We start from the raw sequence: 25530 nt of genomic DNA on the forward strand, positions 1-25530 counted from the left end.
GCACTTCTATAAGCTGTTGAAACCAGCTCATAAAAGTGCCTTTCGCGTTTGACGCTTATTGGATCGTGGAATAAACGAGACTAACGCTTAGTTTTTAATTAAATCCAGCGTTTCGTCAAACATTTGCTTCTGTTCCTCAATCTTGTTCTCATTACCAATTACGCAGCGCTGTTGCTGTTCAAGTATGGCCGATAAAAGCTCAGCAAAACCGATAATGTCGCTTTCCTTCGTGCTTAACACTTCGTCACGTTCCTGTTGCAGATCCGCTTCAGTCACATTCGACAGATAACACTCCAGAGAGAAAGCTCCTTCGCCATAAGGCGTTCTCGGCGTATCGAGATCCTGGATCGCACCAATGATATAACGCGTCATCTCCCGCTCGTCTGCCCGGAAATCGTTCAAATACTGTGGTATTTCTTCATATACTTTGTACGTTTTATCCAGGTTCGGATCACGATACGATGCAACGTAGCTGTCTCCGTTCCGTCTGAAGCCTGACATACAGCCATAAGCTCCGCCTTTGGCGCGGATATTCGTCCACAAGTAATCCAAAGACAGGATTCCCTGCAAGACCCGTAGTGAACCGGTGTATTGATATCCTTTGTTGATATAATTGCCCGTTTGCACCACGTACTGCACTTCTGACGGGGAACGGAATCCTTCCTTATGAGTAGCCGGTGTGAATGTAAATTCTTCCTTGGCAACCTCATGTGTGAACAGCTTCGCTTTCAGATCAGATACCTGTTGCTCCAGTCCTTCATATCCCTGCTCATCGGCAGTGTAACTAACAAGCAAGTTCTCCGGTCTGAATATATACCCCGTCAACTCTTGCAGACTGGAAGATAACTCTTCTTTTCTAGCCTCAAAATTCGCCTGAAGATCCTCAAGCCACTGGTAAAAGGCAATACCACTCACAGCTTCTCTGAAATCCGCAACCGCTGAATGTTTGGACGAAGACCGGCCAATGCCCGCAGAGTGTCCGCTGTTGATCAGATTACGTTGCAGGTTACCTTTCATCTGAGAGATGATCTCATACAACCGCTTCGAATTATCGAATTGGGATGTGAACACAATTTCTTTGATCATATCAAAGGCAAATCCAAGCTTGTCATACAACACTTTCGCGTTGAACTCATAAGTAGCCTTGAATTCATTGTGCTTATGCGCGTTAGCATAAGATCCAATCCCGCTATGAATACCACCTGAATGGATATGGATTTCATTGGACAATTCATTGAACGAGTAGTTTTGAGTATCCACGTAACCCAATACATTCTTGAGCAATCCTGCATACGGCAGGAGATGACGTGGCACTTCTTTGATATCAAACAGCAGTCTCAGATAACCAATTCCGTTCGTGTAAAGGTTATGATGGAGAATGGTTATGCCGTCGACCTGGTTCACCGTTTGATGCAACGTAGAGGCCTTCGGTTCAATATCTTCAATCGATAACGTCGGAATGACCTGCTGCTGTTCTTTGGTTGAAGGTGTATTCTGATACTCGGCGAGTGCCTCCGTTTTCTGAATCAACGTCTGAACTTCTTCCTCACTAAGACCGGCCTGAATAGTTTTCAGACGTTCTTTCAACGCTTCTTCTTTGCGTGAATTCAACCCTTTGTCCGGTGTCAGGGCTACAAAGGAAGTATGCGTGTTCTGCAAAATATATTTCTCAATGAGTTGCTCGAAGTAACCTTCGTTCATTTTTGTCCGCAGCTTAGCAAATACGTCATTGGCCTCCAAATGGGTGAAAGGTGCATCTTCATCATACAACCAGCTTTGCAGGGAGGAGAATCCGTAGATCAAGCCCTTCGGCATTCTGCCGTAGTCCGCTTCCCTGTGATTGAACTCATATGAGTTAATCCCTGCGAGTAGCGCTTTAGGATCAAAACCTTCTTTTACCACACGCTCAAGCACTTCTTTGACCGTTCCCAGGAAATCCTCTTTGCTAGACAGATTGCTCTTCTTCAGTCCCACAGTGAATACAGGTTGATACAGACTGTCATCATAGGAACCGTAGACGTCCTTCGCAATGCCCTTATCCAGCAACGCCTGCTTCAGTACCGCTCCCGGAGCGTTCAGCAGTGCATATAACAAAATTTGGAACGAGATGTTCAGTTCCTTATCCAGACTTGTGCCGATCACCGCGTTATAGGTTAAGAAGCTGTTATCCACTTCCGATTCCGTACTTCCCGCAGAGTAAGTCTTAACCGTGTCTACCCGTTCTGCAAAAGCAGGTTGAAGTTGAATCGCCGAATCAATCTCAATTCGATCATATGCACTCAGATAGTTCTCATCGAGCCATTGCAGCTTCTCTTCCATATCCATATCGCCGTAGAGATAGATGTAACTGTTGGAAGGATGATAATATCTCGTGTGGAAATCCAGCAGCCCCTGATACGTTAGATCCAGAATAGCTTCCGGGAATCCGCCAGACTCGGAGGAGTATGTGGTATCCGGGAAAAGGGAGTTCAGCACTTCTCTGCGCACCATTCGTTCCGGTGAAGAAAAGGCACCCTTCATCTCGTTATATACAACTCCGTTGTAGGTTAACTCATCGTCAGCAGAGGTCAGGTTGTAGTTCCAGCCTTCTTGTAGAAATATCTTTTCATTCTCATAAATATTTGTATTCAATACTGCATCCAGGTAAATATCCATCAGATTATGGAAGTCATGATCATTACGACTCGCGATCGGGTAGATCGTCTTATCGGGATACGTCATGGCGTTAAGGAATGTATTCAATGAACCTTTCAGCAACTCAACAAAAGAATCCTTGGCCGGAAATTTCTTGGACCCACAGAGCACGGAGTGTTCGAGAATATGGGCTACCCCTGTATCATCTTCCGGAGGTGTGCGGAAACCGATACTGAATACTTTGTTGTCATCCTGATTGGACAAAAGTACAATTTTGGCCCCGGATTTCTGGTGTTCAAGCAGATACGCATCCGATTTCAGTTCTTCGATTCTGCGCTCCTGTAACACCTTGTATGGCTTAAGCTGTTTCAACATAAACTTGAGTCCTCCGTCCATAAGATTGTTTTATTGGTTTTGTGACTCTACATAAGTTCAAATATGTTTATTTACACGGGCACTCCGATGACAGAACAACAGCTGTCCTCTCCGTTATCGTGTACATGTGTAGTTGAACCTATATCGTTCAGCAAGGTAAAGGTAATATATGCCTACGGATAGTATACACCATTGTTCCGTCTCTTCATAAAAGTCAGGTAAATGTACCTTCTGATATGTATTATGCAGGGTTTATGTTTATGAGCTGCAGGTGAAGTGGTCAACTATGAAGTGACGTGACATTCATATTAAAGAAGACAAAAAAAGATCGCATGCAGCTTGGTTAACAAGCGTCATACGATCTTTCTTTTTAAGATGCCGAGGACCGGGATCGAACCGGTACGGTAGTCACCTACCGCAGGATTTTAAGTCCTGTGCGTCTGCCAATTCCGCCACCCCGGCAGGATTATGTATTTCTTGGCGACAAGAAATATCTTACCATGAATTAATTAACTTTGCAACACTTTTATTAAAAATAATAAAAAAAATGAAACAGGCACTGCAAGCGTCAGCTCACAGTACCTAGAAAGTCCGAGTTGCGGTCCCGGACTTCCGGTAAACCAATCTATATTAAGGGAGGTGTGAGATAAGAATACCTCCCCAACATTAAAGAAACCTAAAATCAGCCTTAAATTAAACTAAAAAAGTAAAATGGGTCGAACACGAGCCGCTTCTTCCTCACTACACTCCACGATAACCAAGATATGGTCCTTTAACAGCCAATCTTCGTAATACCGCGCATCCTCCTCCGAGATCCCCGCTTCAGTCAGTGTAAGCACCAAATCATCGGTCTCACTTCCAATCTCATTACCAGCGAGTCTGCGCACTGCATTTCCGATCGACATCGTCTGATCCATTCGCTTCCCCAGACCAGCCAATATGCCTTTCAGAGCGCCAAAGGCACCATCTGTTCCGGCACCCTTCAAAGGTTTGGGCAGCCCCGTCTTTTCGCTCACCAGCTCCAGATTGAGCTGTTCCTTCGCCACCGCTCCCAAATATTTATCCTTGATGCCTTCCTCTTTCACCTTATTCAGCATAATTATAGCCTCGTTCTCGGTACGGGCCAGCCCAATAATCAATTGTGTCATTCCGTTCCCCTCCTTTTACCCTAATATAACCCCGTAATCCTCATTCAAAAACGGATCATCCACAGCTAAGACAAATCACCTAGAAGAATGTTGATTTCTCTTCTGGAAATCTATACCTAGTTCTGATAGACTAGATAAAGAAGACAAATTAACCATTGAAAACATTGACATATGGATTTAACATCTCACAATCAGGAGCAATGACTTATGAAAAAAGAGGTAGAAATTGCCATCCGGCGCAAACAACAGATCATGGTTCGTAATACAAGCGGTCAGACGGTAACTGGATTTCCCGAGCATACCGCTGATACATCCATCCTTTCCTTACGTACGGTTCACGGCAGTCTGTGGATACCGTTTGATGAGGTTGAACATGTTACACGTCTGTTAAGCATCCGGTCTCATCATTTAAGCGGAATGCAACTCGTTTAGTCGGCTCTGTAATCTTAGAAACTCCAGTTCCCGTATAGATACGTTAACTAGATCTATTTATACCAGCACTTTATACCAAAAAACCAGACGCATGCACGTCTGGTTTTTCTCTTCTACTTTTCCTGTACCACGCTTCCACTGACCTCACAACAAAGGCCTTACAATCCTTATTTCTGCCCAACCATATCCTGTTGTTACTTCACTACAAACTTCACTCGTGTTCCATCTGGATATGTACTTAACTGATTCCCTACCCATGAACCTGCACCACGATTATCCTTCGGGGTAATGTACTGGATATCTGCACCTGTTCCTCCCTCAGCGCACATCGCCATGGGCCACTCGTCACGATCCTTACCTTTTTTGACCGGAACACCCTTAAGTGATAAATCCCGATTGCCTTCCGCTCCATTACGATCAATGGTGCATACATCCGAATGCCCTGCCTTGATAGCAGCTTTAATATGGTTGGCTGTTTCGGGATAACGCTCTGAAGGGAACGTAATGGTATGGTCAACACTCTTATTAGTCACAGCGAATGGATTAGGTATCTCCTCGGGCCATTCGCCCCCAGCCCAGGCATAGAGGGCTACCAGCAGCATCGCTACCAGCGTCAGAACCTGCTTTTTGAAACCTTGCTTACCTTTACGCTTTCTTCTTGTGCGTCTCTTACTCATGCTGTGTCTCCCCCATTCAACACTTGCATTATAACAGAACGCCCGTTCGTAAAACAATCCAACAAAATAAAAAAACAGCCGAGACCGCCCGGCTGTCCTGCTTGATTATTATCCTACATTGGGAATGGCCTGTTGGCGCAGCAAGGGCAGTGTCACCTCAAACTGTGTGCCTTTCCCCTCGGTACTCTCCACAGAAATCTGACCATTCATCAGTTCCAGCAGTTCTTTGCAGATGGTCAGACCAAGACCGCTTCCGCCAAATCGGCGCGCATGGGAGATGTCAGTCTGGGTAAATGCATCAAACAATTGTTCGATCTGATGCTGAGGAATGCCAATTCCCGTATCACGTACAGAGAATACCAATACAACGGTATCCATCAGTTGTTGCCTCACATCCACCTGTAACTGCACTTCACCTTGTTCCGTGAACTTGATCGCATTACTCAGCAAATTATCCAGTACCTGCCGAAGTCTTAGCGGATCACCGATAAGCACATCAGGAACATTCAGATCAGCATGACAGAGCAGACGAATTTGTTTATTCCGTGCCGCAGGCTCATGTGTCTTCACAATCTGTTGAATCAGCTTCAGAGGTTGAAACTCAATGTTTTCAACATCCATTTTGCCTCTGCCCAGTTTCGCCATATCCAGGCTATTGTTAATGATGTTCAGCAGCGCCTCACCTGATTGACGTGCAAGCTCCAGATATTCTGTCTGCTCATCCGTAGTTTCACCCATACTGGCAAGTTCGATCATGCCCATAATGCCGTTAAGCGGGGTACGTAGCTCGTGATTCAGCTTGCCGATGAATTCCAATTGCCCTCTGCTGTTCATCTCAGCCATGGAAGTTGCAAACTTCAACTGCTGTTCGGCATACTTCCGTTCTGAAATATCGTATTGAATGCCTACAAAATATAAACACTCTCCGAATTCATTAAAGATCGGATCAATATTCAGTTCGTTCCAGAACTTCTGACCACTTTTTGTATAATTTAAAATATCAATCTTAATGGATTGTTGTTTCTTTAATGCATCACGAATCTGCATTACCGTTTCGGGGTCTGTATCCTGCCCTTGCAAAAATCGGCAATTGTGTCCGACTGACTCTTCATACGTGTATCCTGTCAGTTGGGTAAAGTGTTCGTTTACATACATGAGCGGAAGCTCAGGCAAGGTAGCATCGACCACCGTCACGGAGGATTTCACTTTCGAGATGATAAATTCCCATTGTAATGAGAGTTGATTATGTTGGCTCATGCCTTCCTCCTTCATCTCACACACATTAATGTTTATATATTCTGCAATCGTACATTATAAGGAGAGAAAACTAACCAGTCGGAATGTGTTGATATTAAATCAATATATTTTAATTGTAACATAGTTATTCAAGTCATGTGGTTTATGGGTAATAGTTGATAACTAACATTCCACAATAACCTAACTACTCACCAGGAGGAACATACATGAAATTTCTGTTAATTATCATCATTATTATTTTGATTGTAGTCTTTTTTACCAGACGCAAACGTTAAGATAAGATCCGTTATGTAAGTGAGAAAGGAAGATGGGTATGAGAACCCTCTTTTTTATATTCATGGTACTCTGTATCATCAATCTCTGTTTCCCAAAATTCGGCTGGTATCTGCGCTATGGCTGGATTTCCCGGGGCGAAGCCGAACCCAGCAGGCCATATATGACTATGGTCAGAACGACCAGCCTGCTGATGTTGCTCATCGCCTTCACACTTGCTATGGCATGAACTATAGGCATTAGAAGATGACTGCCCTGTTGGGCAGTTTTTTTGTGGTGAAATGACGGGAAAATGATAACTTTGTTTGTGGTGCAATGATGACAATGCCCGTAATATAGATATATCGTTTCGGAAAGGACATCATTGGCATGAACATCGCATTTTATCCGTACTGGGCCGCCAAAACGCTGCTCTCACTCATTAATGTCATATATATCATGGTTATTACTACGTTTATTTATAGTCAGACTGGATCGGTACTCTATGCTGCCATGTTTCCGTTCATTCGGATCATCGCACGCATAACAGCAGGATTTACTTTACCATTACTTGTGAAGCGTTTCTCATTCTCCAGACTACTGATCAGTATTCCCGTAGCCAAAGCATTCCTCATGACTGGGATAGCGATTTCGTTGAACCACTTGACCACACAACTGCCACTTCTGTTGATCGGGGTTGTCATTCTATCCTTTTTGGAAGGCTGGGAATCTCCGTTACTGGATACTTTAACGCCACGGTTGGTTCAGGGAGAAGATTTGGTGAAGACCAATAGTCTCCTCTCTTTCTCCAATCAGACGGTGACCATTGTCGGGTTCGCCATGACGGGATTTGCCGTGATGAACTGGGGAGCTTCACAGACCTTCTGGGCAGCTACAAGCCTGTCCTGGGCCGTTCTGATCTTCCTAATTGCCCTTGGATCGCTCACACAGGATATAGAACAACCCGAGAAGTCGATCGTCACACGGAATGTACTGCGAAAAGGCTGGAGCATGCTTTGGAAGAATCCATCCTTACGACTTATCACACTTATGGACATCGCCCAAGCTCTTGCGGGGTCCATCTGGATCGGAGCGATTACGCTGGCCTTTGCGAAAGAAGCTCTGGCACGAGGAGAAGGTTGGTGGGGACTCATGAACTCGAGTTACGCTGCTGGAACCATGCTTGGAGGTATTCTGGCTCTGGCTCTGGCCAAACGGATTCAGAAGCACTTGATCGCCAGCATGACCATGGGTTCTCTTCTCCTCAGCCTGATGACCATCGTTTATGGCCTCAACAGCCTGCCATGGCTCGCGCTGGCGTTATGTATACTTATGGGCCCTGTCTACCAGATTCGTGATATGCCTCAACAGACAGCGTTTCAGAGAAGTGTGCCCGCTGAATCCTTGTCCCAGGTATACGCCGCACATGGCGTCCTGATCTCCACGGTTATGAGTGTATCCATCGTCATCTTCGGTCTAGTCGTCGATCTACTAGACGTTCGATGGGTATACCTTATCGGTGGAGCCTTGTTTATCGTGTCTGCGATATGCTCTATATCGTTGAACCGGGTGCACAGAAACGAGCATATTGTTAAGCATACGAAAAATATGTAAATCAAAAAGACGAGCAACATCTGCTCGTCCCTCACAACCTCAATCCAATCGATAATCTGTCAGCGGCCTGCCTTTTTTATAATACAAATTAGGTGACAATATATTGAAGAAAATATGCACATCCGGCATGTATGCTTCTTCCAAAATAGCTTGCACCGACGATGCAATCCGATTATGAATCTCCTGGTCACGTTGAAACATCAGAATCTCTATAGAAGCCGGAGAAGGTGTTAGCGCTTGTACATCATGACGCTCTGCCTTCATTCTCTCTTTTGGAATATGAGTAATTAGGGCCATCTGCTCTGTAATTTGGGGTACAACTTCCTCTAGCTGAGGACCTGTGAATCCTTTAAAGCGAATAAACGGCATTGCTATCCCTTCAATCTCTGTTAATAGTCTCTTATGTGATTTTAAGCACATTGTTTTCAGTTGTCAAATGTCATGGATGGCATATGTTGCTTCTTATAAACAGGAAAAGCCCCGCTGAAGTCTCAGCGGAGCCACTGTTTGCACGTTTCTATACGTGACTTACAGCCAGAAAGATTTTGTGATGATCACAAGCAGGATGAAGAGCACGAGAATTGCACTTGTGGAAGTCCATCCACCGCCGAATCCACCAACATTGCCACAACCGTATCCAACTTGACTCATTTGATTGGCCTCCTTTGAATTTCAAGGTATGCCATAACATATGCGTATTCCGCGCAAGTGACCGGGCGAATCGGCAAGTTCATCAGCCCATTCATCTGGGATTCATGCCCGGTAACTTAACCAGATGGGGCGATGGAGATTTTCAGTTGTTTTTCTTGTGACTCCTGAGGTGAAGGGTCTGTATTTCCTCTGTCCAGAAGGATTGTACGAGTACGTGTATCACTTCGGGATGCCAGAACAACCTCTCCATCAGGTGTTATACAATAGGCGATCGGAATGGAGATCTCGCTATCACGGTACGAACCATCCGCATGGCTAGTCCCCATGACAATACATTGATGCTTCATGGCGATCTGCCGAGCCTCTTCGACCCACTCACCGTACTGCTCTTCACTGAACATGCCCACACCAATGGAATGCATCACAATGTCCACATCCCCTATATTCTCATTGCGAAATCCTTGCAGGACTAGCTCATCACACAACAAAGTGCTTATTACCCAACCCTGTTCCTCAACCGTCTCAGCAGGTGTATATTTAGCTTTCTCCAATACAATCTCTCCAGCCGTACTGATGATGATCGATCGGTCCTTTGGACGTTCGTCCAACCTGCGATGACCTGATACAATCATGGTTCCATATTCAGCCGCCAGGCGGCAAGCGTCTTTGACATTCTGGTTCAGATAACCTTCAGGAAAGAGCAATACATCTGCATCCGGGTGTTGCTTGAGTTCGGCTTCAAGCTGCAACAAATCCTGTTCGAGCCTCGGTTGTCCAATGATAATCTTCATCTGGTATCCCCCATTCATAAATAAAAGCCGGTTCATACCTGAATAAGGTACGAAACCGGCTTAAAGGTTGTACGGACAGGTAATATTCCTGCTCAACGCACTTCGCTTCAAGAGTAATTGGTTCTCATGTTATTGCTCGGTGAAACAATTACCTTTACAGTTGAATGATATGTAGTTAGGCATTTCTACGTTCAATACTATCATATATAGCCTGCCCGTCATAGCTTCGATCTGTAGCGATATCTTTCACCAATAGGACACTGTTTGCATTTCCAGATAAAATACTCAGTGCCCCCAACACCCAAGCAAGTGGATATAATGCAACGGATAACATTTTCTTCATAGCTCTGTCTCCTTTATGTACTATAGTAATGATTGGTTGAATATCCCATTAATACGATTACACCCCAAATAAGTTTCAATTTCATATACAACCATAACCAAAATTTTACATACAGGAGACAAACTAAAATTGTCCCGTTCAGATCAACTCGAAACTCTGGAGCAACGCTGCTGCCTCTTCATGATCAGGTTCCAGAGCCAGTACTTTATGGGTATATGACAGGGTTTCTTCTTCCAGTTCAAGTTCATAACAGCACACAGCCAAATCGTACAAGACGGCTGGATTATGGTTACTCGGATCTGCAACCAATGATATCTCCAGAAACCGTTTTGCATCCTCATACATATACATCTCATATAATAGCTGCCCTGCCAGAAATGCGAGACCCCCTTGCTGCTCCATCACATAGTAGGACGACCACATCGTATGAATACCAGACTGAATATCAAGCATCTCCTCATCACTTGCATCAGGAAGAAGACTGGAAATGTGGGTAGCACTGTGAATCAAGAACTCAGCATCATATCCACCCAGACGCCAAAACGGTAAAATATGCTTTAACTCCATACTCTCTATTCGAGAGTCTACCCATTGTTTCATGCTGAAAAAGTCATCCGGTCCAAAACGTTCAACAAATCGATGGTAGGCCAGACGTGTGTTCACATAACTGATGGGTTCTTCAACCATTAACATGCACCCAACATTCAGATCTTTATAATGATGTGTCGTGAATCGAGTATGAGCGCCCTGTTGTTCAAGAACATATTGAATCGCATGGTAGTTAGCCGTTAGAGAAAAACTCCCGTGAAGAACAAATTCAGGTGGCTCTGCGAACTTCCAGTTATCCAGGCGATGATCCCCTTTATCAGCAGTAATCAACACATAACCTGACTGTGACAGCTTGTTCAACCGTTCGAGACAGGACAACCCAATTGCAGGGAACAGAATGTGCGAATCCTCCAGTTCCTCTTTGTACAATGTGATAAGTTCTTGATACGGATAGTTATCCGCACTGTATTCCGGCGCTCGGCGATACTCATAACTCAGCGTCATGTTCTTCAGCATCTCAGCAGGCTCAAGATCAAGACGACGATCCGGAGACTGAACAAGCAGATCGCACTCATAGATCTCGCCATCCCCAATGTAGATTAATTCCTGCGGAATGCTGTCAAAAAAGTAATTAGCAATCAACAGCAACGGTTGTTCCAGATCACCGGGCCGAATAACCGTTCCAGCAACGACCAGATTCAATTCCGTATCCGCTACAGCGTCAAAACGTGCAAAATCCACTATACCTTGTTGAATAAAGGATTGCATGGATGGATGCTCCTGCCAACCCAGCACATTCTCCGCTACGAGATCTGTCATCACATATCTGAAAGGCGGTAACTGTATTCCAGCAAATTCCTTTAACTCAAGCAGTTTCAGGAGAATTTGGTGTGCCAAGCGCCCTACACCCGCTCCAAGTTCAAGAATGGTTACGGTCTCGTTGATCTTTCCTTTGTTCGAAAGGTCCTGAAGAAAACCAAAGATCATCTCTGCATACGCCGTGGCAATCATCGGATTACTGGTAATATATTGAGGGACTTGGTTCTCTGTCCAAGCTTGTAGCCCCTTCTGCTCATAATAAGCTCTCTGCCAATCCCATACCGGAGCTTCACTGTAACGAAAACGTTGACTTTCATTTGACGTCATTAAACGGAAACCTGCTTTCTATCACTAATTTCATACGTTTCTCAGATGTTCACGTATTATTTTATGTCCAATACCATTCATTCTCTGTAATGCATTATATCATAGAACCCTACCTACTCGATGAAGTTCAGTTTTCCCCTTCAACAGAAAAAAAACCTGCTTTTGAGGGCAGGTCCTTGAGGCCTTTCAATTAAGAGACTATTGATCTAGTTTACTTAGGCAAGGACGCTCAACATTAGTCGGAATACACGGCTCCATCAAAGTTCTCAGGGCCTACACGGATCGTACCGAGCAAGTTGGAACTGATAAATGCAGTGTACGTCAATTGAGGCGTGATAGGCGGGTTGAAGTCATCTGCAGAGAACGTAATAATCTGAGGTGCAAGGACACTCAAGCTAAACGTAGACGTTGCGGAATAGATCACAGGGTCCGTAGCCAAAGTCCCCCTAACAATCGTAATAGTTACACCAACGAGCGCCAAAGGAAGTTGCACAGACACCGTTCCTTTGAATTGTACCCGTGGGTTTGCCCCTGCTCCTGCTGTTTGCAGACCAATCTGACCGAATAATTGTGGTGTATTAATAACCAGGATTGGTATTGCGATAGAGTTAGCCAAACTCGCATTCTGAGATGTTCTTGCATCAAGAAATTGACTCATGAAATCTACCTCCTATGGGTTGGGATAAGGTAGTATATGCGAGATTTGAGATATGGCATGGACATACATCGTGATTCGAAAAAAAGGGCATACTAGAAAGACACCATTAACAAGATACCTTTTACTCCAGAGCTTACATGCAGACAGAAAAAAACCCTTGCTAGGCAAGGGTTTTAAGAGTATGGGCCCTACAGGACTCGAACCTGTGACCAATCGGTTATGAGCCGACCGCTCTAACCAACTGAGCTAAGGGCCCTAGACATAATGTATAACGTGCAGATGATGGCTGTGAATCATCCAAGTGAAACTAAATTGCGGGGGCAGGATTTGAACCTGCGGCCTTCGGGTTATGAGCCCGACGAGCTACCGGGCTGCTCCACCCCGCGTCAGTAAAAATATTAAAACAGCGACTTAATTAATATACACCATTCTATCCCGATAAGTCAAGGGGTAATGTCAGGGAATAAATCGAACACCATAACGACCTTTACGTGATCGATAAACTTCAACTTCCGCCGGTTCATTATGACCGTAAATCCACCCATCCTGCTCCATACGCTTGGCCAGACATCCTGCCTGAAATTTGGTTGCATACAACTTGCTGAAATATACCCAGTGCATACCGCTCGTCCTTTCCGGAGTCGTCATTTATTCCTGCTTTTTGTAGAATACCCCATTTTCATAAAAATAGCCGCCAAAGATTAAAATCTTCAGCGGCTATCCTTAACTTATAATATGACTACTTCATCAAATCTCATTGAAACGTAGCTTTAGGATCCTTTTTCAATTTTTCCAGCATCTCGTTTCCTTTAGCTGCCCACTCACCAAGTGCTTCTTTTGGTGTCTTTTTGTTCTCTAGTACTTGGTTGAAATATTCCATACCTTTTTCATTCACTTGCCATAAGCCTGGGGATTTTTGATACATTTTATCCAGATTGGTATTTGTTGGCGGAATCGGCTTCAGCGCATAGAATGCTTGAATGTTATAATCCAGGCCGTCTTTGGGCTTAATGAAGCTCTTCCGTGATACCATCTCATAGCTGCTACGTGCTTTGATCTTAGCCCAGTCCTCACTGTTCATGTACTTGATCAGTTCCCACGCATCATCCGGGTTCTGAGCCGCACTATTAATCGCCATGAGGTTGCTCAGGTAGATGCTACCTCCAATTTCAGGAGCTTCCGGGTGAACTGGAGGTGTTACCACATCCCAATCCACTTTCGTAAAATCTTTCATTTTATCCGCATTTTTATTGGCATCAATTAATTGATTAATATAGCTGTAATCACCAATAACCATGGCTGACTTGCCACTCAGGAATAGGTCACCCTGTACCGGATCATAACGCCCACTCGGATTCTGATCCTGTGGTTCGTCGCCTTTAGGAATAACTTTGTCAATCGCAAGTTTGCTGATAGTGCTCCACACTTTCTCCCATTGAGGAGAATCTACTGTCATCTTCTCTGCTTTGTCATCAAACGTCTTCAGCTGCAACGAGCTGTAGTACTGTTGCATGGAGTAGTACGGCGAACCACCTTGATATGTCGTGAAGGAGAAACCAAATACATGGTCTTTACCCTCACCTTTCGTTAGACGGGTACCCAGATTGAAGATATCGTCCCATGTCATGTTGTCCGTTGGCGGTTCCACGCCTGCTTTTTCAAACATACCCTTGTTATAGAACAAAGCCGATGAGGAGAACGTTGGTGTCAATGCATAAATGCTCTGATCCCCAAGGTCCTTAATTCCCTCCAGTACACTAGGCACGATATCACTGGTATCAAACTTATCTTCCTGCATCAGTGGGTCCAGCTGTTTCACCAGATTCTCCTGAATTAATGATTTCACTGTGGCGGTATCGGCCACGATAACGTCAACCGGGTTATCCCCAGTCATAATCTTCTTCAGACTTTCCATTGTATCAGGAACTTCCGGCTGTTCTTCCGTGTTGCCATACCCATACATACTGCTCTGATCAACAGCAGCTACAATTTCGATGGTTACATTGGGATGTGTCAGTTCAAAAGCATCGGTGAATTGCTGACGGAAGTAACTGTCATCCTGTCCTCCCCACAACGTAGCCACGCGTAATACACGCTGCTCGGTATCCTTGGCCTCACTTGCCGTACAGCCGGCAATCAGCGGCAGTGCTAGCGTCGCAGTAGCGATGACAGCCAGCACACGTTTTCCCCACATACTATTCTTCATTTCCCAGTTCCCCCTCTTAATTATCTTGGCGGTGTAATCACAATACGTTCACCGTCAAATTCCAATGTAGCCCGGTTATCAATGGATAAGGCCTCCAGATACTCTTTTGGCACCTGAAGACGTCCTGCACGGTCTATAATGACAAATGCTTCATGGATGTCTGGCATACCCGCCTCGGACAAGTTATGCTCATCATCCAGATTCGGGTTGCGCTTCACAAACTCGGTACTGGTCAAGCCGTCCCGAATCGCAACGATCCGGTCCACCTTGCCAGCAAGCGTCAAGTCATGGGTAACGATGACAATCGTAACGCCAAGTTCCTTGTTCATTCTGCGGAAAATGCCCATGATTGTATCACATGTCTCAGAATCGACCGAACCGGTTGGTTCATCTGCAAGCAGAATTTTGGGACGATTGGATAATGAAATCGCTATCGCTACCCGTTGCTGCTCTCCTCCTGACAATTGATGCAATTTGTTATGCATCCGATCCTTAAGGCCTACCCATTCAAGCAACTGTTTCGCGTAAGCACGATCACGCTTGCCTCCCAGAATCATGGGAGTCTCCACATTTTCCAGAGCAGTGAGATAAGGCAGCAAGTTACGACCGTTATTTTGCCAGATAAAACCTACTGTATGACGTTTGTATTCGACCAATTGGGCATCTGTCATCTTGAGCAAATCCCAGTCTCCCACAACAGCCGTACCAGCCGTAGGACGATCAAGCCCGCCCAGAATATTCAGCAGCGTGGATTTACCGCTACCGCTGTTACCGATGATGGCCATCATTTCACCTTGATTAACAGTCAGGTTGAGACCCTGAAGGGCAACGACTTCCACATCGCTGGATTTAAAAATTTTGACAAGTCCTTCGCATTGGATCACGTTTACCTCTCCTCTCCCATTTTGACCGCCTGGTGAACGCGCAGCCTGCGAATCTGCCAGAGCAACATCGTTGCACCAATGACCAGCATCACTACGGTGACCCCATACAGTTGCAACATATCTTGCTGTTCAAACACAATCCGGAACGGAGGTACCTGAGCAGATACATTATCCGTCGTTTGCAGGAATGGCAGGAATAAACGACTGGATACCTGACCAATCCCAATACCTAGCAGGATCGACAGCCCCGCTGTGAACACCTGCTCCAGCAGCAGCATACCGCTCAGTTGTGCCCGGGATAACCCCATGGCTCGTAATACACCAAACTGCACAACACGCCCGGACAGGTTGAAGAACCAGTACAGCACGTATCCGATCAACGAGATAATAACCGATACCAGGAATCCAAGGCTCAGTATCCCGAATACGCCACCTCGTGACGGATGTTTACCCTGAGATACCAATTCAGTGCGAACGTCACGCACAGAAGATAACTCAATGCCCTCTGCTGCAAGTTTCTCCATTAGTGGAGCCACTTTGGCATCCGGTTCCATTTTCAGCCATACCTCATAAGGAATCAGAGGCACCTGATCATAGATATAATCCAGATTCGCCACGAAGAATGGCATCTGATCCGGATACTGGGCTGGCCAGTAAGGAATGATCCCGAAGACTACGAATTCAATCGCCTGTCCCTGTACACCCATGGAGACGAGATCTCCAGTTTTCAACTTGAATTTGTCAGCAAATTTGGAAGAGATCAATACAGCCCCTTCATATTTACCAAGCAAGTCAAGGTACTTGTAGGGATGTGCCGGGAACAGATCGTTGCGGAACCACGCCACTTGAGCAAAGTCCACATTATCAATTCCGACCAGCATCCCCTGTCCGCCCGATTTACCAGAGACGATAATATTGCCTTTGGTCTGCAGCACGCGTGCTGCATGTTCAACCCCGTCTAATCTGCGGAACACTTCGAATGGAGGTTCGGAGTAGATGACTTTGGATGGCTGCGAAGAACCACCACCACCTGGAGCACCTCCACCGCCGTTGCCTCCGCCGGAACCCCCACCAGCAGAACCTCCTCCTCCATTGCCACCACCTTGTTGACCTCCACCCGTACCGCCATTCTGTCCGGAACCACCGGGTTTAACCTCTGGTGTTCCTTCCCACACAGTCTGCATAATCACATCAGAACCATAACGGTACAAGGTACGCTCAGTGGAATTCAGATCAATCGTCCGAGCCGCAGCCGAGTTGTACACCCCAAGTCCCAGTGTCAGTACAAGTAGGATCATCAGCGGATAATATGAAGAAGATGAACGCGATAGCTGTGTTAATGTCAGATACAACGGGACCGGGAGAAACTTGCGACCGATCAACTGAATGAGCTTTAATATCCACGGGAACAAGCGCAGGAAGAATAGTCCAAGCGCAAAGATCGCGAGTGCGGGTACAAAGAACAGAAACGGCTGTACCTGCAACTGATCCGTTGTCATTCCGGTCTGGAAGGTCAACATCTGACGTTCATAGAACAGGTAGTATCCATATCCAGCCAGACCCAGCAACACAACATCCAGGAACCAGCGTTGCCATACTGGAGCACGGTCTGTCCGTGCCTGCCGCCGTTTGGCAGATACAATGGTTGCCCGTGCATAGGTTATCGCAGGGATAAGTGATGCGATAATCGCAACAAGGACCGCTGCTACGCCCAGGAGAATAGCTTCTTTTGATACACCGATCGGAATAGACTTCCGATCTACGAACGAGAGAAAGCCACTTGCAGAGCCAATACTCTTGGCCATAAACCAACCGAGAAACGGTCCAATAATCAACGCAATAACGCCCAGGAATATACCTTCAAGCAGGTAAAGAGAGAAGATCTGCCGAGCTGAAGCTCCACGGCTGCGCAATACCGCAATATCACTCTCTTGCTTCTGTAATGACTGTCTGGCGTTCATCGCAATAAAATAAAAGACCATCGCAATCATCGGTGCTGCCAAGGTAAACAACATGGTCTGCAGTTGCAGACTCTGACTGCGGAACTGCTTAAGCAGATCACCAAAGGTGATGTCCACTTTTGTATCTTTCAGCCGCTGGTACAGATCGATATCCAGCCTTTCCAGCATGGAAGTCAGACCTGATAACTGGCTGGTTTGAATTTCTTTCAGATCAAAGGCATAATACCAACGTGAATTTTGAAGTGGAATCCCTTTTTCCTTCAGTAAAACATCATTAAAAACCGATTCATCCACATATAGTCCATTCATCATGCCGTCAAATCCTTGTACCCAGTAAGGGCTGTTTGGATCATCTGCCTTGAAGGACCCCGTAATCTTCACACGTAACGTGATATCAAGACCGCTATACACCGGATATTCCAGAATGTCACCGATATGCAGATCGTTACGGTACATGCCCTCTTCCAACATGACTGCCTCGATCGTGTCATCTTTGACCTGGTTTCCAGGTTTCACCCCGGCAGAGTAATTCACCTGTGCATCCAGCCCACTCATCGTACCCAGACTCATACTGCGCGCCCTGCTGGCATCCACTTTGGTTGGATCTTCCGGGCTCACCTCTGTGCTGCGAATGGATCTCGAATTCACATACGTATGAAAAGGAAACCCGATGTCGCGAGGAACATCCTCACGAATATAACGATCTACTTCGTCCAGACCCCGAGTGTCTGTCTTCACGCCACCAGGTGCCTGATAACTCATCAGCAACGAACCGGCTGGCAACCCTTCACTGTTATCCTGCAGCGTTTGCGCGACGACCCGTTTCAACGCACCATCGGCATACATTGGAATACTGACGGTGAACGCTACCGCCACAATCAATCCGATCAGTGTGCTGAAGGTCATCCAGCGCGTGTTCCACATTTTGCGGAACAGCAGCCGAAGCAATGGCAGCCCCATTAGCGTCCCACTACTTTCTGGCCTACGGTCAGACCTTTCAGAATCTCGACATCTGTCGATGTCTGCTGTCCAACTTCAACGTCCACTTCACGCTTGCTGCCATCACTCTCCACCACTTGTACATACGTTCTTGAACCGATGGAGCGTAAAGCGGATACAGGAATCACAATTGCGTTCTCGGTACGCTGCGTTACAATCGAGACCGATAGTGGTGTGCCACGTTCGACGCCTTTTGGCATTTTTGCAAGTGTAACGATGACATACTTATCCAGCGTTTCCTTGGTTGGAGGCGTACCGCCTTCACCCGTCCCTTCGCCACTGCCGCTTCCCGATGCTTCCGCGATAGGCATAACTTTAATTTTGCCAGCGACTTTACCAGCTCCATTAATATCTACTTCTGCCTTCATACCAGCGGAGAACTTCTCCAGATCTTCCTTGGCAAAGGTAGCTGCCACAACCAGATTGGATGTATCCGCAATCGTAGCAATCGGATCATACGCTTTCACGGCTGCACCCTTCTCTACCTGCACTGCAATAACGGTGCCGCCAAACGGAGCTGTCAACGTGGCTTTGCCCAGTTGTTCCTCCAGATCAGCGAGTTCCTGGCGTAGTTCTTCAAACGCAATCGTTGATTCTTCGAACTCTACCGGGTCCATCTCATCCTTCTTGCGGAGTGTTTCCTTCATTTGAACTTCAGACTTGCGAATAGCCAGTTTCTTGCCACGGATCTCCTTCTCTACACTCTCCACATCAAGGACAGCAAGAAGTTGACCCTTTTTCACTTTATCCCCTGGTTTAACATTTAACTCTTTGATATGCATGCCATCAAGCGTGAAGTACACTTTCTCTTCCCGCTGACTCATCATCTTGCCACTACCACTTACTTTTTTTTCCAACGTTTCCGTCCGGACTTCATATTCCGGTTTCTTGGAGATCGTTGGTGGTGTGATAGGCGGAAGCACTTCTTCCTCTGTTTCTGACGGCAGCAATGAGCAGCCGGACATCGTTGCAACCATTATCGCACCGAGTACAATAATCGCTGCGCGTTTCCCCCTCTTCGGAGCGGCCCCTTTACTTGATAAATCTGCCGTCCGCCATTTCATAAACATGGTCCGCAACCTCCAAAATTGTAGGATCGTGTGTAGTCATACATATTGTTACTTGTTCTACTTCAATAATATTGCGGAATACGGCCATGACCTGAGCGCCCATCTTGGAATCCAGTTCCGCTGTAGGCTCATCCGCAAGCAACAATCTGGGTCTATGGGCAATCGCCTTGGCTATAGCCACCCGCTGTTGCTCTCCCCCAGACATCTCGAAAGGTCGATGCTTCACCCGTTTGGATAATCCAACCAGATCCAGACAGTGACCAACCCTGTCCTTCCACTCCGCTCGCGGAACGTCCGCCATGCGCAGCGACAGTTCTACATTTTCCCAAGCAGATAATAAGGGCATGAGTGCATACGCCTGGAAAATAAAACCGATCTCTTTGCGCCGCAAAGCGGTCCGCCGCCGGTCTCCCCAATCCTGAAGAGGCTGACCAGAGAACAGAATGTCTCCACTTGAAGGCTGATCCAGTCCACCGAGCATATTCAGCAGTGTTGTTTTGCCTGAGCCCGATCGCCCCTTCAGCATGACCAGTTGTTGCGGATTCACTTCCATATCAATGCCTTTGAGCACATGGATAATGCGACTGCCTGTCTGGAAACTGCGATGCACGTTACGCACCTCCAGTACAGGCCCATCATATGGAGGCAGAATATCCTTCTTTGGTTTGATCTTCTTCTGGGGTTCATCAACGGTAGTGACAGCAGTTGCAGCCACTTCATCTGAAGCGATTTCACTTTCAGGTAACGGAGGTTTACTTGTCGGGTAATCGTGTTCATTGTTGTATGTATTTTCTCCCGACTCCGTCGATGCCTCCAACGGCGTTTCCCCCTGTTGATGTTCATCGCCTGACTGGCTCTTGGCAGGTCTTTTTCTGAGAAATAAATTCTTCATGCCAGCAATCACGCTCATCCTTTCTTGAAATCCCGTTCATTTCTTCAAAAAACCTAAAATTAGAAATCTGTTCCATCCTACACTGAATTATAAACGACCGATCCCAACTAAAAGTTACAAGCTTTTTACAACGGTAGAGTGAAAAAGTTAATATTTTGATGAACAAACAAAAAAAGCACCCCAAAGTGCGGGATGCCTCTTGCATATTCGATGGTTTTGCCGCTATGACGGCAATCATTACAATTTTGATACCGTTCATTCCTGAACATTTTTTCGAGGTATCAATGATATTATTTACCAAATGAAGAAGGATCTTCACGCCAGGATTTAAGCAACTCAAAGTCACTCTCCTGAATCGTTCCCTGAGCCAAAGCCACATCCATCAGCGCCGTGTAATTGGACAACGTCTGAAGTGGAATTCCAGCATCTTCAAATGCTTTAACACCTTTATCCAGCTGGTAGCTGAAAATGGCAAGTACGGCGAGAGGTGTTGCGCCTGCTACACGTACGGCTTCGGCTGCTTTGATCGAGCTTCCACCTGTAGAGATCAGATCTTCGATGACAACCACTTTCTGTCCTTCGGTAATCAGACCTTCGATCAGGTTCTCCTTGCCGTGTCCTTTCGCTTTATCACGAATGTAGGCCATCGGCAGATCCAGCTTCTGAGCCACCCAGGCAGCATGCGGAATACCTGCGGTTGCTGTACCTGCGATGACTTCTGCATCCGGGTACTGGTTCCGAATGATTGTTGCAAATGCTTCAGCGATATCGTTGCGAATCTCCGGATAGGACATCGTTAAGCGGTTATCACAGTATATTGGTGATTTGATGCCGGATGTCCATGTAAATGGCTGCTGCGGACGTAACGCCACGGCTTTAATTTTCAAAAGTTGGGAAGCAATATGATTCGGAATCTCATTCAGTTCGATCATGCGTTCAACATCTCCTTCAAAATGGTTTCTACCGCTTCTCGCGGATTGGGAGCGCCTGTAATGGGTCTGCCTACAACAATGTAATGACTGCCTCTGGCGATGGCTTCACCTGGGGTCAAGACGCGTGTCTGATCTCCCAGACCACTACCCGCTGGACGAATTCCTGGAGTAACGGTGTGAAAAGCACTGCCACACGTTGCCCGAATTGCGGGCACTTCCAGTGGAGAAGCAACAACTCCATCCAGTCCGGCCTCTTGGGCTAGTCCTGCATAACGGACCACAGCAGCTTCCACACTTCCGGGGATGCCAATCTCGTTATTCATCGTTTCCAGACTTGTACTGGTGAGTTGGGTGACTGCAATGATCTCGGGCTTGCTAAGGGAAGGATCGGCAGCGATTGCTGCCTCAGCACCTTCACGTGCAGCACGCATCATAAGGGCTCCACCCGCTGCATGCACATTAAACATGTCTACACCCAGACGTGTGATACTCTCAGCTCCGCCACGAACTGTGTTGGGAATGTCATGCATTTTCACATCCAGAAAAACGGAGTACCCTTTGGATTTAAGCTCCCGAATAAAGTCAGGTCCTGCTGCGTAGAACAGCTGCATACCCACCTTGAGATAACAGGGAATGCCCTCAAGAGCTTGTACCAATTCTTGAGCTTCTTCCGCTCCAGGATAATCCAGTGCCACCATCAGACGGCCAGCCATTTCATTGAAACTCGCTTGATTCATCACCAGCGCTCCCCTCCACTTGCTCATTTTTTCCGTTTTTGCCCGATATAAAGGACATCCCGCCAGCCCGCAGGCTGACTGATGTCCTTCATCAGAGAGTTATTTATTTTACAAAGACAGGCATTGCTTCCGAAGAGAAGTTGATCGTTTGCAGCATGATCAGCAGCGCACGAATCGTATCCAGTGAAGTCATACATACAATGCCGTTTTCTACCGCTTCACGACGGATACGGAATCCATCACGCTGCGGCGTTTTGCCTTTGGTGAGTGTGTTGAAGACAAAGTTTGCTTCGCCGCTGCGGATCATATCCAGAATGTTCGGCGAACCTTCACTTAATTTGTTCACAGTCGTTACCGGAATGTTCGCTGCTTCAAGCGCAGCTGCTGTTCCGCCGGTAGCCATGATTTTGTAACCCAGTCTGTAGAAACCTTCGAGCAAAGGAACCGCTTCGTCTTTGTCTTTGTCTGCTACAGTTACTACGATCGCTCCGGTTGCCGGAATTTTCATTCCTGCACCGATGAGACCTTTGAACAACGCTTTAGCGTAATTCGGGTCACGGCCCATAACCTCACCTGTAGACTTCATCTCAGGTCCGAGGGTTGGTTCTACACGACGCAGCTTCGCGAAGGAGAAGACTGGAACTTTAACAGATACATGATCCGATTCAGGCCACAGCCCGTCAACATAACCAAGATCTTTTAGTTTCACACCCAGAATGGCTTGTGTTGCCAAGTTCGCCATCGGAATGTTGGTTACTTTGCTCAGGAATGGTACGGTACGGGATGAACGCGGGTTCACCTCGATAATGTACACTTGGCCATCATGGATAACAAACTGGATGTTGACCAGACCTACCGTTTTCAGTTCTTTCGCAATTTTGATTGTAATCTCTACAATTTTCTCTTTCAAATCCTGGGACAGATGTTGAGGAGGATATACCGCGATGGAGTCACCAGAGTGAACCCCTGCACGCTCGATATGTTCCATGATTCCCGGAATCAATACCGTTTCACCATCACAGATCGCGTCAACCTCAACTTCTTTACCCATCATGTAACGGTCGATCAGGACCGGATGCTCCGGATTGATTTTAACCGCCTGTTCCATGTATGTCAGCAATTCAGCATCGGAGTATACAATCTCCATCGCACGACCGCCGAGTACATAGGAAGGACGAACCAGTACCGGGTAGCCCAGACTTTGAGCTGTTTCTACTGCATCATCAACGGAAATGACCGTTTTACCTTTTGGCTGTGCAATCTCCAGACGGGAGAGCAGACGCTCGAACTTCTTGCGATCCTCCGCCTCATCGATGCTTTCCAGATCCGTTCCGAGAATGGTTACACCTGCATTACGCAGTGGTGCTGCCAGGTTGATGGCCGTTTGACCGCCGAACTGTACGATAACCCCTACTGGTTTCTCCTGTTCAATCACGTTCATGACATCTTCGAAGAAGAGCGGTTCAAAGTACAGGCGATCCGATGTATTAAAGTCCGTAGACACCGTCTCCGGGTTATTGTTGATAATGACTGCTTCATATCCTGCTTTTTGCAATGCCCATACTGCGTGTACAGTAGAGTAGTCAAACTCAATCCCTTGACCGATCCGGATTGGTCCTGAACCCAGCACCACAACTTTTTTCTTGTCTGAAGGGATAACTTCATTTTCTGTCTCGTAAGTTGAGTAGTAATATGGCGTTGTTGCTTCGAACTCAGCCGCACATGTATCTACCATTTTGTACACTGGGCGCAGGTTCTCTGCTTCCCGACGAGTTCTAACTTCCGCTTCAGTTGTTAATGTGCCTCCTGGTTGACCTTGCGCACGTAATTCAGCAATAGCACGGTCTGTAAACCCAAGGCGTTTCGCTTGATACAGAATGTCGGAAGACAATTCGGATTCTTCACGAATGCGATCTTCGAATGCGATCAGACCTTCGATTTTGTCCAGGAACCACCAGTCAATCTTGGTCAGATCCTGTAGCTGTTGCAACGTATAACCTCTGCGGAATGCTTCGGCAATCAGGAAGATACGCTCATCATCTGCTTTGATCAGACGCTCGTTCAGGGTAGCTTCGTCCAGCGTTTCGGCATCCTTCAGGTAGAGACGATGTACGCCAATTTCCAGGGAACGAACTGCTTTGTGAATCGACTCTTCGAATGTCCGGCCAATCGCCATAACTTCGCCTGTTGCTTTCATCTGAGTTCCCAGTTTACGGTTCGCCGAGATGAACTTGTCGAACGGCCAGCGAGGAATTTTGCTCACGATATAATCCAGTGTAGGCTCGAAGCAAGCATACGTTTGGCCTGTTACCGGGTTCACGATTTCATCCAAGGTGTAACCCATGGCAATTTTCGCAGCCATTTTTGCAATCGGATAACCCGTTGCTTTGGAAGCCAGAGCTGATGAACGGCTTACCCGTGGATTTACTTCGATAACATAGTATTGGAAGCTGTGTGGGTCCAGTGCAAACTGTACGTTACATCCACCCTCGATGTTCAGGGCACGGATGATTTTCAGGGAAGCTGAACGCAGCATTTGATATTCACGGTCCGATAGGGTTTGGCTTGGTGCTACGACGATACTGTCGCCTGTATGAACACCCACCGGGTCAAAGTTTTCCATGTTGCAGACAACGATACAGTTATCGTTTTTGTCTCGCATAACCTCATACTCGACTTCTTTCATACCTGCAATGCTCTTCTCGACCAGACATTGCCCAATCGGGCTATAACGAATTCCCGCTGCGACCGTCTCGCGCAGCTCTTCTTCGTTCGCACAGATTCCGCCGCCTGTTCCGCCCAGTGTATAGGCTGGACGTACGATGATTGGATAACCAATCTCATTCGCAAATTCAAGTGATTCTTCAAGTGTCGTTACGATGACACTCTCTGGTACAGGTTGTTCCAATTCACGCATCAGGTCACGGAACAGATCACGATCTTCCGCTTTCTCGATAGATGTCAGCTGTGTTCCGAGCAATTTCACATTTTCACGTTCCAGCACGCCTGCACGAGCCAGCTCTACAGCCATGTTCAGACCTGTTTGACCACCCAGTGTTGGCAACAAGCCATCTGGACGCTCTTGACGAATGATTTGCGTTACAAAATCTAGTGTAATTGGCTCAATGTAGACTTTGTCAGCCATATTTGTATCCGTCATAATGGTCGCCGGGTTGCTGTTGATAAGTACAACTTCCACGCCTTCTTCTTTCAGAGCCTGGCAAGCTTGTGTACCGGCATAGTCGAACTCGGCCGCTTGACCGATGACGATTGGACCGGAACCAATCACCAGGATTTTTTTGAGATCTTTGTTAATCGGCAT

The 25530-nt window shown here is 46.6% G+C and carries 22 protein-coding genes and 3 tRNA genes; 3 read left to right on the forward strand and 22 right to left on the reverse strand.

Annotated features, from left to right (window positions below; genetic code table 11):
• Window positions 1-87 precede the first annotated feature (87 nt).
• The 3 genes from MHI12_RS20665 to MHI12_RS20675 form a co-directional block, all read right to left on the reverse strand.
• Complete coding sequence (locus MHI12_RS20665) at window positions 88-3009, reverse strand: insulinase family protein (protein WP_405170189.1); 2922 nt, start codon at window positions 3007-3009, stop codon at window positions 88-90.
• A gap of 376 nt (window positions 3010-3385) precedes the next feature.
• Window positions 3386-3471 (reverse strand) — tRNA-Leu (locus MHI12_RS20670).
• A 236-nt stretch (window positions 3472-3707) separates the two neighbouring features.
• Window positions 3708-4157: a general stress protein gene (locus MHI12_RS20675; protein WP_047843724.1), complete on the reverse strand. Its 450-nt coding sequence runs from the start codon at window positions 4155-4157 to the stop codon at window positions 3708-3710.
• 207 nt (window positions 4158-4364) lie between these two features.
• Between MHI12_RS20675 and MHI12_RS20680 the strand changes: the two genes are divergently transcribed.
• Window positions 4365-4589, forward strand: coding sequence for a hypothetical protein (locus tag MHI12_RS20680; RefSeq protein WP_405170190.1), 225 nt, complete (start codon window positions 4365-4367; stop codon window positions 4587-4589).
• 194 nt (window positions 4590-4783) lie between these two features.
• Here the strand turns inward: MHI12_RS20680 and MHI12_RS20685 are convergent, their stop codons facing one another.
• Together MHI12_RS20685 and MHI12_RS20690 are read right to left on the reverse strand one after the other, a co-directional pair.
• Complete coding sequence (locus tag MHI12_RS20685; protein ID WP_405170191.1) at window positions 4784-5266, reverse strand: DNA-entry nuclease; 483 nt, start codon at window positions 5264-5266, stop codon at window positions 4784-4786.
• 108 nt (window positions 5267-5374) lie between these two features.
• Window positions 5375-6523 carry an ATP-binding protein gene (locus MHI12_RS20690; RefSeq protein ID WP_405170192.1) on the reverse strand — a complete coding sequence of 383 codons (1149 nt, stop codon included), beginning with the start codon at window positions 6521-6523 and terminating at the stop codon, window positions 5375-5377.
• Window positions 6524-6836: 313 nt separating this feature from the next.
• Here MHI12_RS20690 and MHI12_RS20695 point away from each other — a divergent pair, with 313 nt between their 5' ends.
• A complete protein-coding gene (locus tag MHI12_RS20695; protein WP_051447369.1) occupies window positions 6837-7025 on the forward strand; it encodes a DUF6199 family natural product biosynthesis protein in 189 nt (62 codons plus the stop codon).
• 140 nt (window positions 7026-7165) lie between these two features.
• Entirely contained in the window at window positions 7166-8389 is a 1224-nt protein-coding gene (locus tag MHI12_RS20700; protein ID WP_405170193.1) for an MFS transporter, read from the forward strand.
• A 39-nt stretch (window positions 8390-8428) separates the two neighbouring features.
• Here MHI12_RS20700 and MHI12_RS20705 read toward each other — a convergent pair whose 3' ends face one another.
• From MHI12_RS20705 to carB, 17 genes are all read right to left on the reverse strand, one after another.
• Entirely contained in the window at window positions 8429-8758 is a 330-nt protein-coding gene (locus MHI12_RS20705) for a DUF1904 family protein (protein ID WP_405170194.1), read from the reverse strand.
• A 159-nt stretch (window positions 8759-8917) separates the two neighbouring features.
• Window positions 8918-9040: a sporulation protein YjcZ gene (locus MHI12_RS20710; RefSeq protein ID WP_083679583.1), complete on the reverse strand. Its 123-nt coding sequence runs from the start codon at window positions 9038-9040 to the stop codon at window positions 8918-8920.
• 116 nt (window positions 9041-9156) lie between these two features.
• On the reverse strand, window positions 9157-9831 hold the full coding sequence (locus MHI12_RS20715) for a hypothetical protein (RefSeq protein ID WP_405170195.1): 675 nt from the start codon (window positions 9829-9831) through the stop codon (window positions 9157-9159).
• A 175-nt stretch (window positions 9832-10006) separates the two neighbouring features.
• Complete coding sequence (locus tag MHI12_RS20720; RefSeq protein ID WP_307534362.1) at window positions 10007-10174, reverse strand: hypothetical protein; 168 nt, start codon at window positions 10172-10174, stop codon at window positions 10007-10009.
• Between the two features lie 138 nt (window positions 10175-10312).
• Window positions 10313-11869: a tetratricopeptide repeat protein gene (locus MHI12_RS20725; RefSeq protein WP_341008176.1), complete on the reverse strand. Its 1557-nt coding sequence runs from the start codon at window positions 11867-11869 to the stop codon at window positions 10313-10315.
• A gap of 235 nt (window positions 11870-12104) precedes the next feature.
• Window positions 12105-12527 (reverse strand): hypothetical protein, encoded by a 423-nt coding sequence (locus MHI12_RS20730; RefSeq protein WP_036614795.1) that lies wholly within the window; start codon window positions 12525-12527, stop codon window positions 12105-12107.
• Between the two features lie 182 nt (window positions 12528-12709).
• Window positions 12710-12783, reverse strand: a tRNA-Ile gene (locus MHI12_RS20735).
• A 56-nt stretch (window positions 12784-12839) separates the two neighbouring features.
• Window positions 12840-12913 (reverse strand) — tRNA-Met (locus MHI12_RS20740).
• Between the two features lie 70 nt (window positions 12914-12983).
• Window positions 12984-13175: a hypothetical protein gene (locus MHI12_RS20745; protein ID WP_047843730.1), complete on the reverse strand. Its 192-nt coding sequence runs from the start codon at window positions 13173-13175 to the stop codon at window positions 12984-12986.
• A 106-nt stretch (window positions 13176-13281) separates the two neighbouring features.
• Window positions 13282-14733 carry an ABC transporter substrate-binding protein gene (locus tag MHI12_RS20750; RefSeq protein WP_074095833.1) on the reverse strand — a complete coding sequence of 484 codons (1452 nt, stop codon included), beginning with the start codon at window positions 14731-14733 and terminating at the stop codon, window positions 13282-13284.
• 20 nt (window positions 14734-14753) lie between these two features.
• Complete coding sequence (locus MHI12_RS20755; RefSeq protein WP_036614799.1) at window positions 14754-15617, reverse strand: ABC transporter ATP-binding protein; 864 nt, start codon at window positions 15615-15617, stop codon at window positions 14754-14756.
• A gap of 2 nt (window positions 15618-15619) precedes the next feature.
• A complete protein-coding gene (locus tag MHI12_RS20760) occupies window positions 15620-18538 on the reverse strand; it encodes an ABC transporter permease (RefSeq protein ID WP_405170196.1) in 2919 nt (972 codons plus the stop codon).
• On the reverse strand, window positions 18538-19647 hold the full coding sequence (locus tag MHI12_RS20765) for an efflux RND transporter periplasmic adaptor subunit (RefSeq protein ID WP_047843733.1): 1110 nt from the start codon (window positions 19645-19647) through the stop codon (window positions 18538-18540). The genes MHI12_RS20760 and MHI12_RS20765 overlap by 1 nt, the downstream gene beginning before the upstream one ends.
• Window positions 19610-20557: an ABC transporter ATP-binding protein gene (locus MHI12_RS20770; RefSeq protein ID WP_405170197.1), complete on the reverse strand. Its 948-nt coding sequence runs from the start codon at window positions 20555-20557 to the stop codon at window positions 19610-19612. Before MHI12_RS20770 ends, MHI12_RS20765 begins: the two co-directional genes overlap by 38 nt.
• A 272-nt stretch (window positions 20558-20829) precedes the next feature.
• Window positions 20830-21471 (reverse strand): orotate phosphoribosyltransferase, encoded by a 642-nt coding sequence (gene pyrE / locus MHI12_RS20775; protein WP_036614805.1) that lies wholly within the window; start codon window positions 21469-21471, stop codon window positions 20830-20832.
• The gene (gene pyrF / locus MHI12_RS20780) at window positions 21468-22208 is read right to left on the reverse strand and encodes an orotidine-5'-phosphate decarboxylase (RefSeq protein ID WP_076250785.1); all 741 of its coding nucleotides are present in this window, start codon (window positions 22206-22208) and stop codon (window positions 21468-21470) included. Before pyrF ends, pyrE begins: the two co-directional genes overlap by 4 nt.
• A 103-nt stretch (window positions 22209-22311) precedes the next feature.
• On the reverse strand, window positions 22312-25530 hold the full coding sequence (gene carB, locus MHI12_RS20785; protein WP_047843734.1) for a carbamoyl-phosphate synthase large subunit: 3219 nt from the start codon (window positions 25528-25530) through the stop codon (window positions 22312-22314).

Origin of the sequence: Paenibacillus sp. FSL H8-0280, from assembly GCF_045040665.1 — a bacterium.
Lineage (GTDB): Bacteria > Bacillota > Bacilli > Paenibacillales > Paenibacillaceae > Paenibacillus > Paenibacillus xylanexedens_A.

Coding starts and splice junctions, on each gene's coding strand:
- MHI12_RS20665 (WP_405170189.1), bottom strand. CDS start 3,009: ATGTTGAAACAGCTTAAGCCATACAAGGTGTTACAGGAGCGCAGAATC.
- MHI12_RS20675 (WP_047843724.1), bottom strand. CDS start 4,157: ATGACACAATTGATTATTGGGCTGGCCCGTACCGAGAACGAGGCTATA.
- MHI12_RS20680 (WP_405170190.1), top strand. CDS start 4,365: ATGAAAAAAGAGGTAGAAATTGCCATCCGGCGCAAACAACAGATCATG.
- MHI12_RS20685 (WP_405170191.1), bottom strand. CDS start 5,266: ATGAGTAAGAGACGCACAAGAAGAAAGCGTAAAGGTAAGCAAGGTTTC.
- MHI12_RS20690 (WP_405170192.1), bottom strand. CDS start 6,523: ATGAGCCAACATAATCAACTCTCATTACAATGGGAATTTATCATCTCG.
- MHI12_RS20695 (WP_051447369.1), top strand. CDS start 6,837: ATGAGAACCCTCTTTTTTATATTCATGGTACTCTGTATCATCAATCTC.
- MHI12_RS20700 (WP_405170193.1), top strand. CDS start 7,166: ATGAACATCGCATTTTATCCGTACTGGGCCGCCAAAACGCTGCTCTCA.
- MHI12_RS20705 (WP_405170194.1), bottom strand. CDS start 8,758: ATGCCGTTTATTCGCTTTAAAGGATTCACAGGTCCTCAGCTAGAGGAA.
- MHI12_RS20710 (WP_083679583.1), bottom strand. CDS start 9,040: ATGAGTCAAGTTGGATACGGTTGTGGCAATGTTGGTGGATTCGGCGGT.
- MHI12_RS20715 (WP_405170195.1), bottom strand. CDS start 9,831: ATGAAGATTATCATTGGACAACCGAGGCTCGAACAGGATTTGTTGCAG.
- MHI12_RS20720 (WP_307534362.1), bottom strand. CDS start 10,174: ATGAAGAAAATGTTATCCGTTGCATTATATCCACTTGCTTGGGTGTTG.
- MHI12_RS20725 (WP_341008176.1), bottom strand. CDS start 11,869: ATGACGTCAAATGAAAGTCAACGTTTTCGTTACAGTGAAGCTCCGGTA.
- MHI12_RS20730 (WP_036614795.1), bottom strand. CDS start 12,527: ATGAGTCAATTTCTTGATGCAAGAACATCTCAGAATGCGAGTTTGGCT.
- MHI12_RS20745 (WP_047843730.1), bottom strand. CDS start 13,175: ATGACGACTCCGGAAAGGACGAGCGGTATGCACTGGGTATATTTCAGC.
- MHI12_RS20750 (WP_074095833.1), bottom strand. CDS start 14,733: ATGAAGAATAGTATGTGGGGAAAACGTGTGCTGGCTGTCATCGCTACT.
- MHI12_RS20760 (WP_405170196.1), bottom strand. CDS start 18,538: ATGGGGCTGCCATTGCTTCGGCTGCTGTTCCGCAAAATGTGGAACACG.
- MHI12_RS20765 (WP_047843733.1), bottom strand. CDS start 19,647: ATGTTTATGAAATGGCGGACGGCAGATTTATCAAGTAAAGGGGCCGCT.
- MHI12_RS20770 (WP_405170197.1), bottom strand. CDS start 20,557: ATGAGCGTGATTGCTGGCATGAAGAATTTATTTCTCAGAAAAAGACCT.
- pyrE (WP_036614805.1), bottom strand. CDS start 21,471: ATGATCGAACTGAATGAGATTCCGAATCATATTGCTTCCCAACTTTTG.
- pyrF (WP_076250785.1), bottom strand. CDS start 22,208: ATGAATCAAGCGAGTTTCAATGAAATGGCTGGCCGTCTGATGGTGGCA.
- carB (WP_047843734.1), bottom strand. CDS start 25,530: ATGCCGATTAACAAAGATCTCAAAAAAATCCTGGTGATTGGTTCCGGT.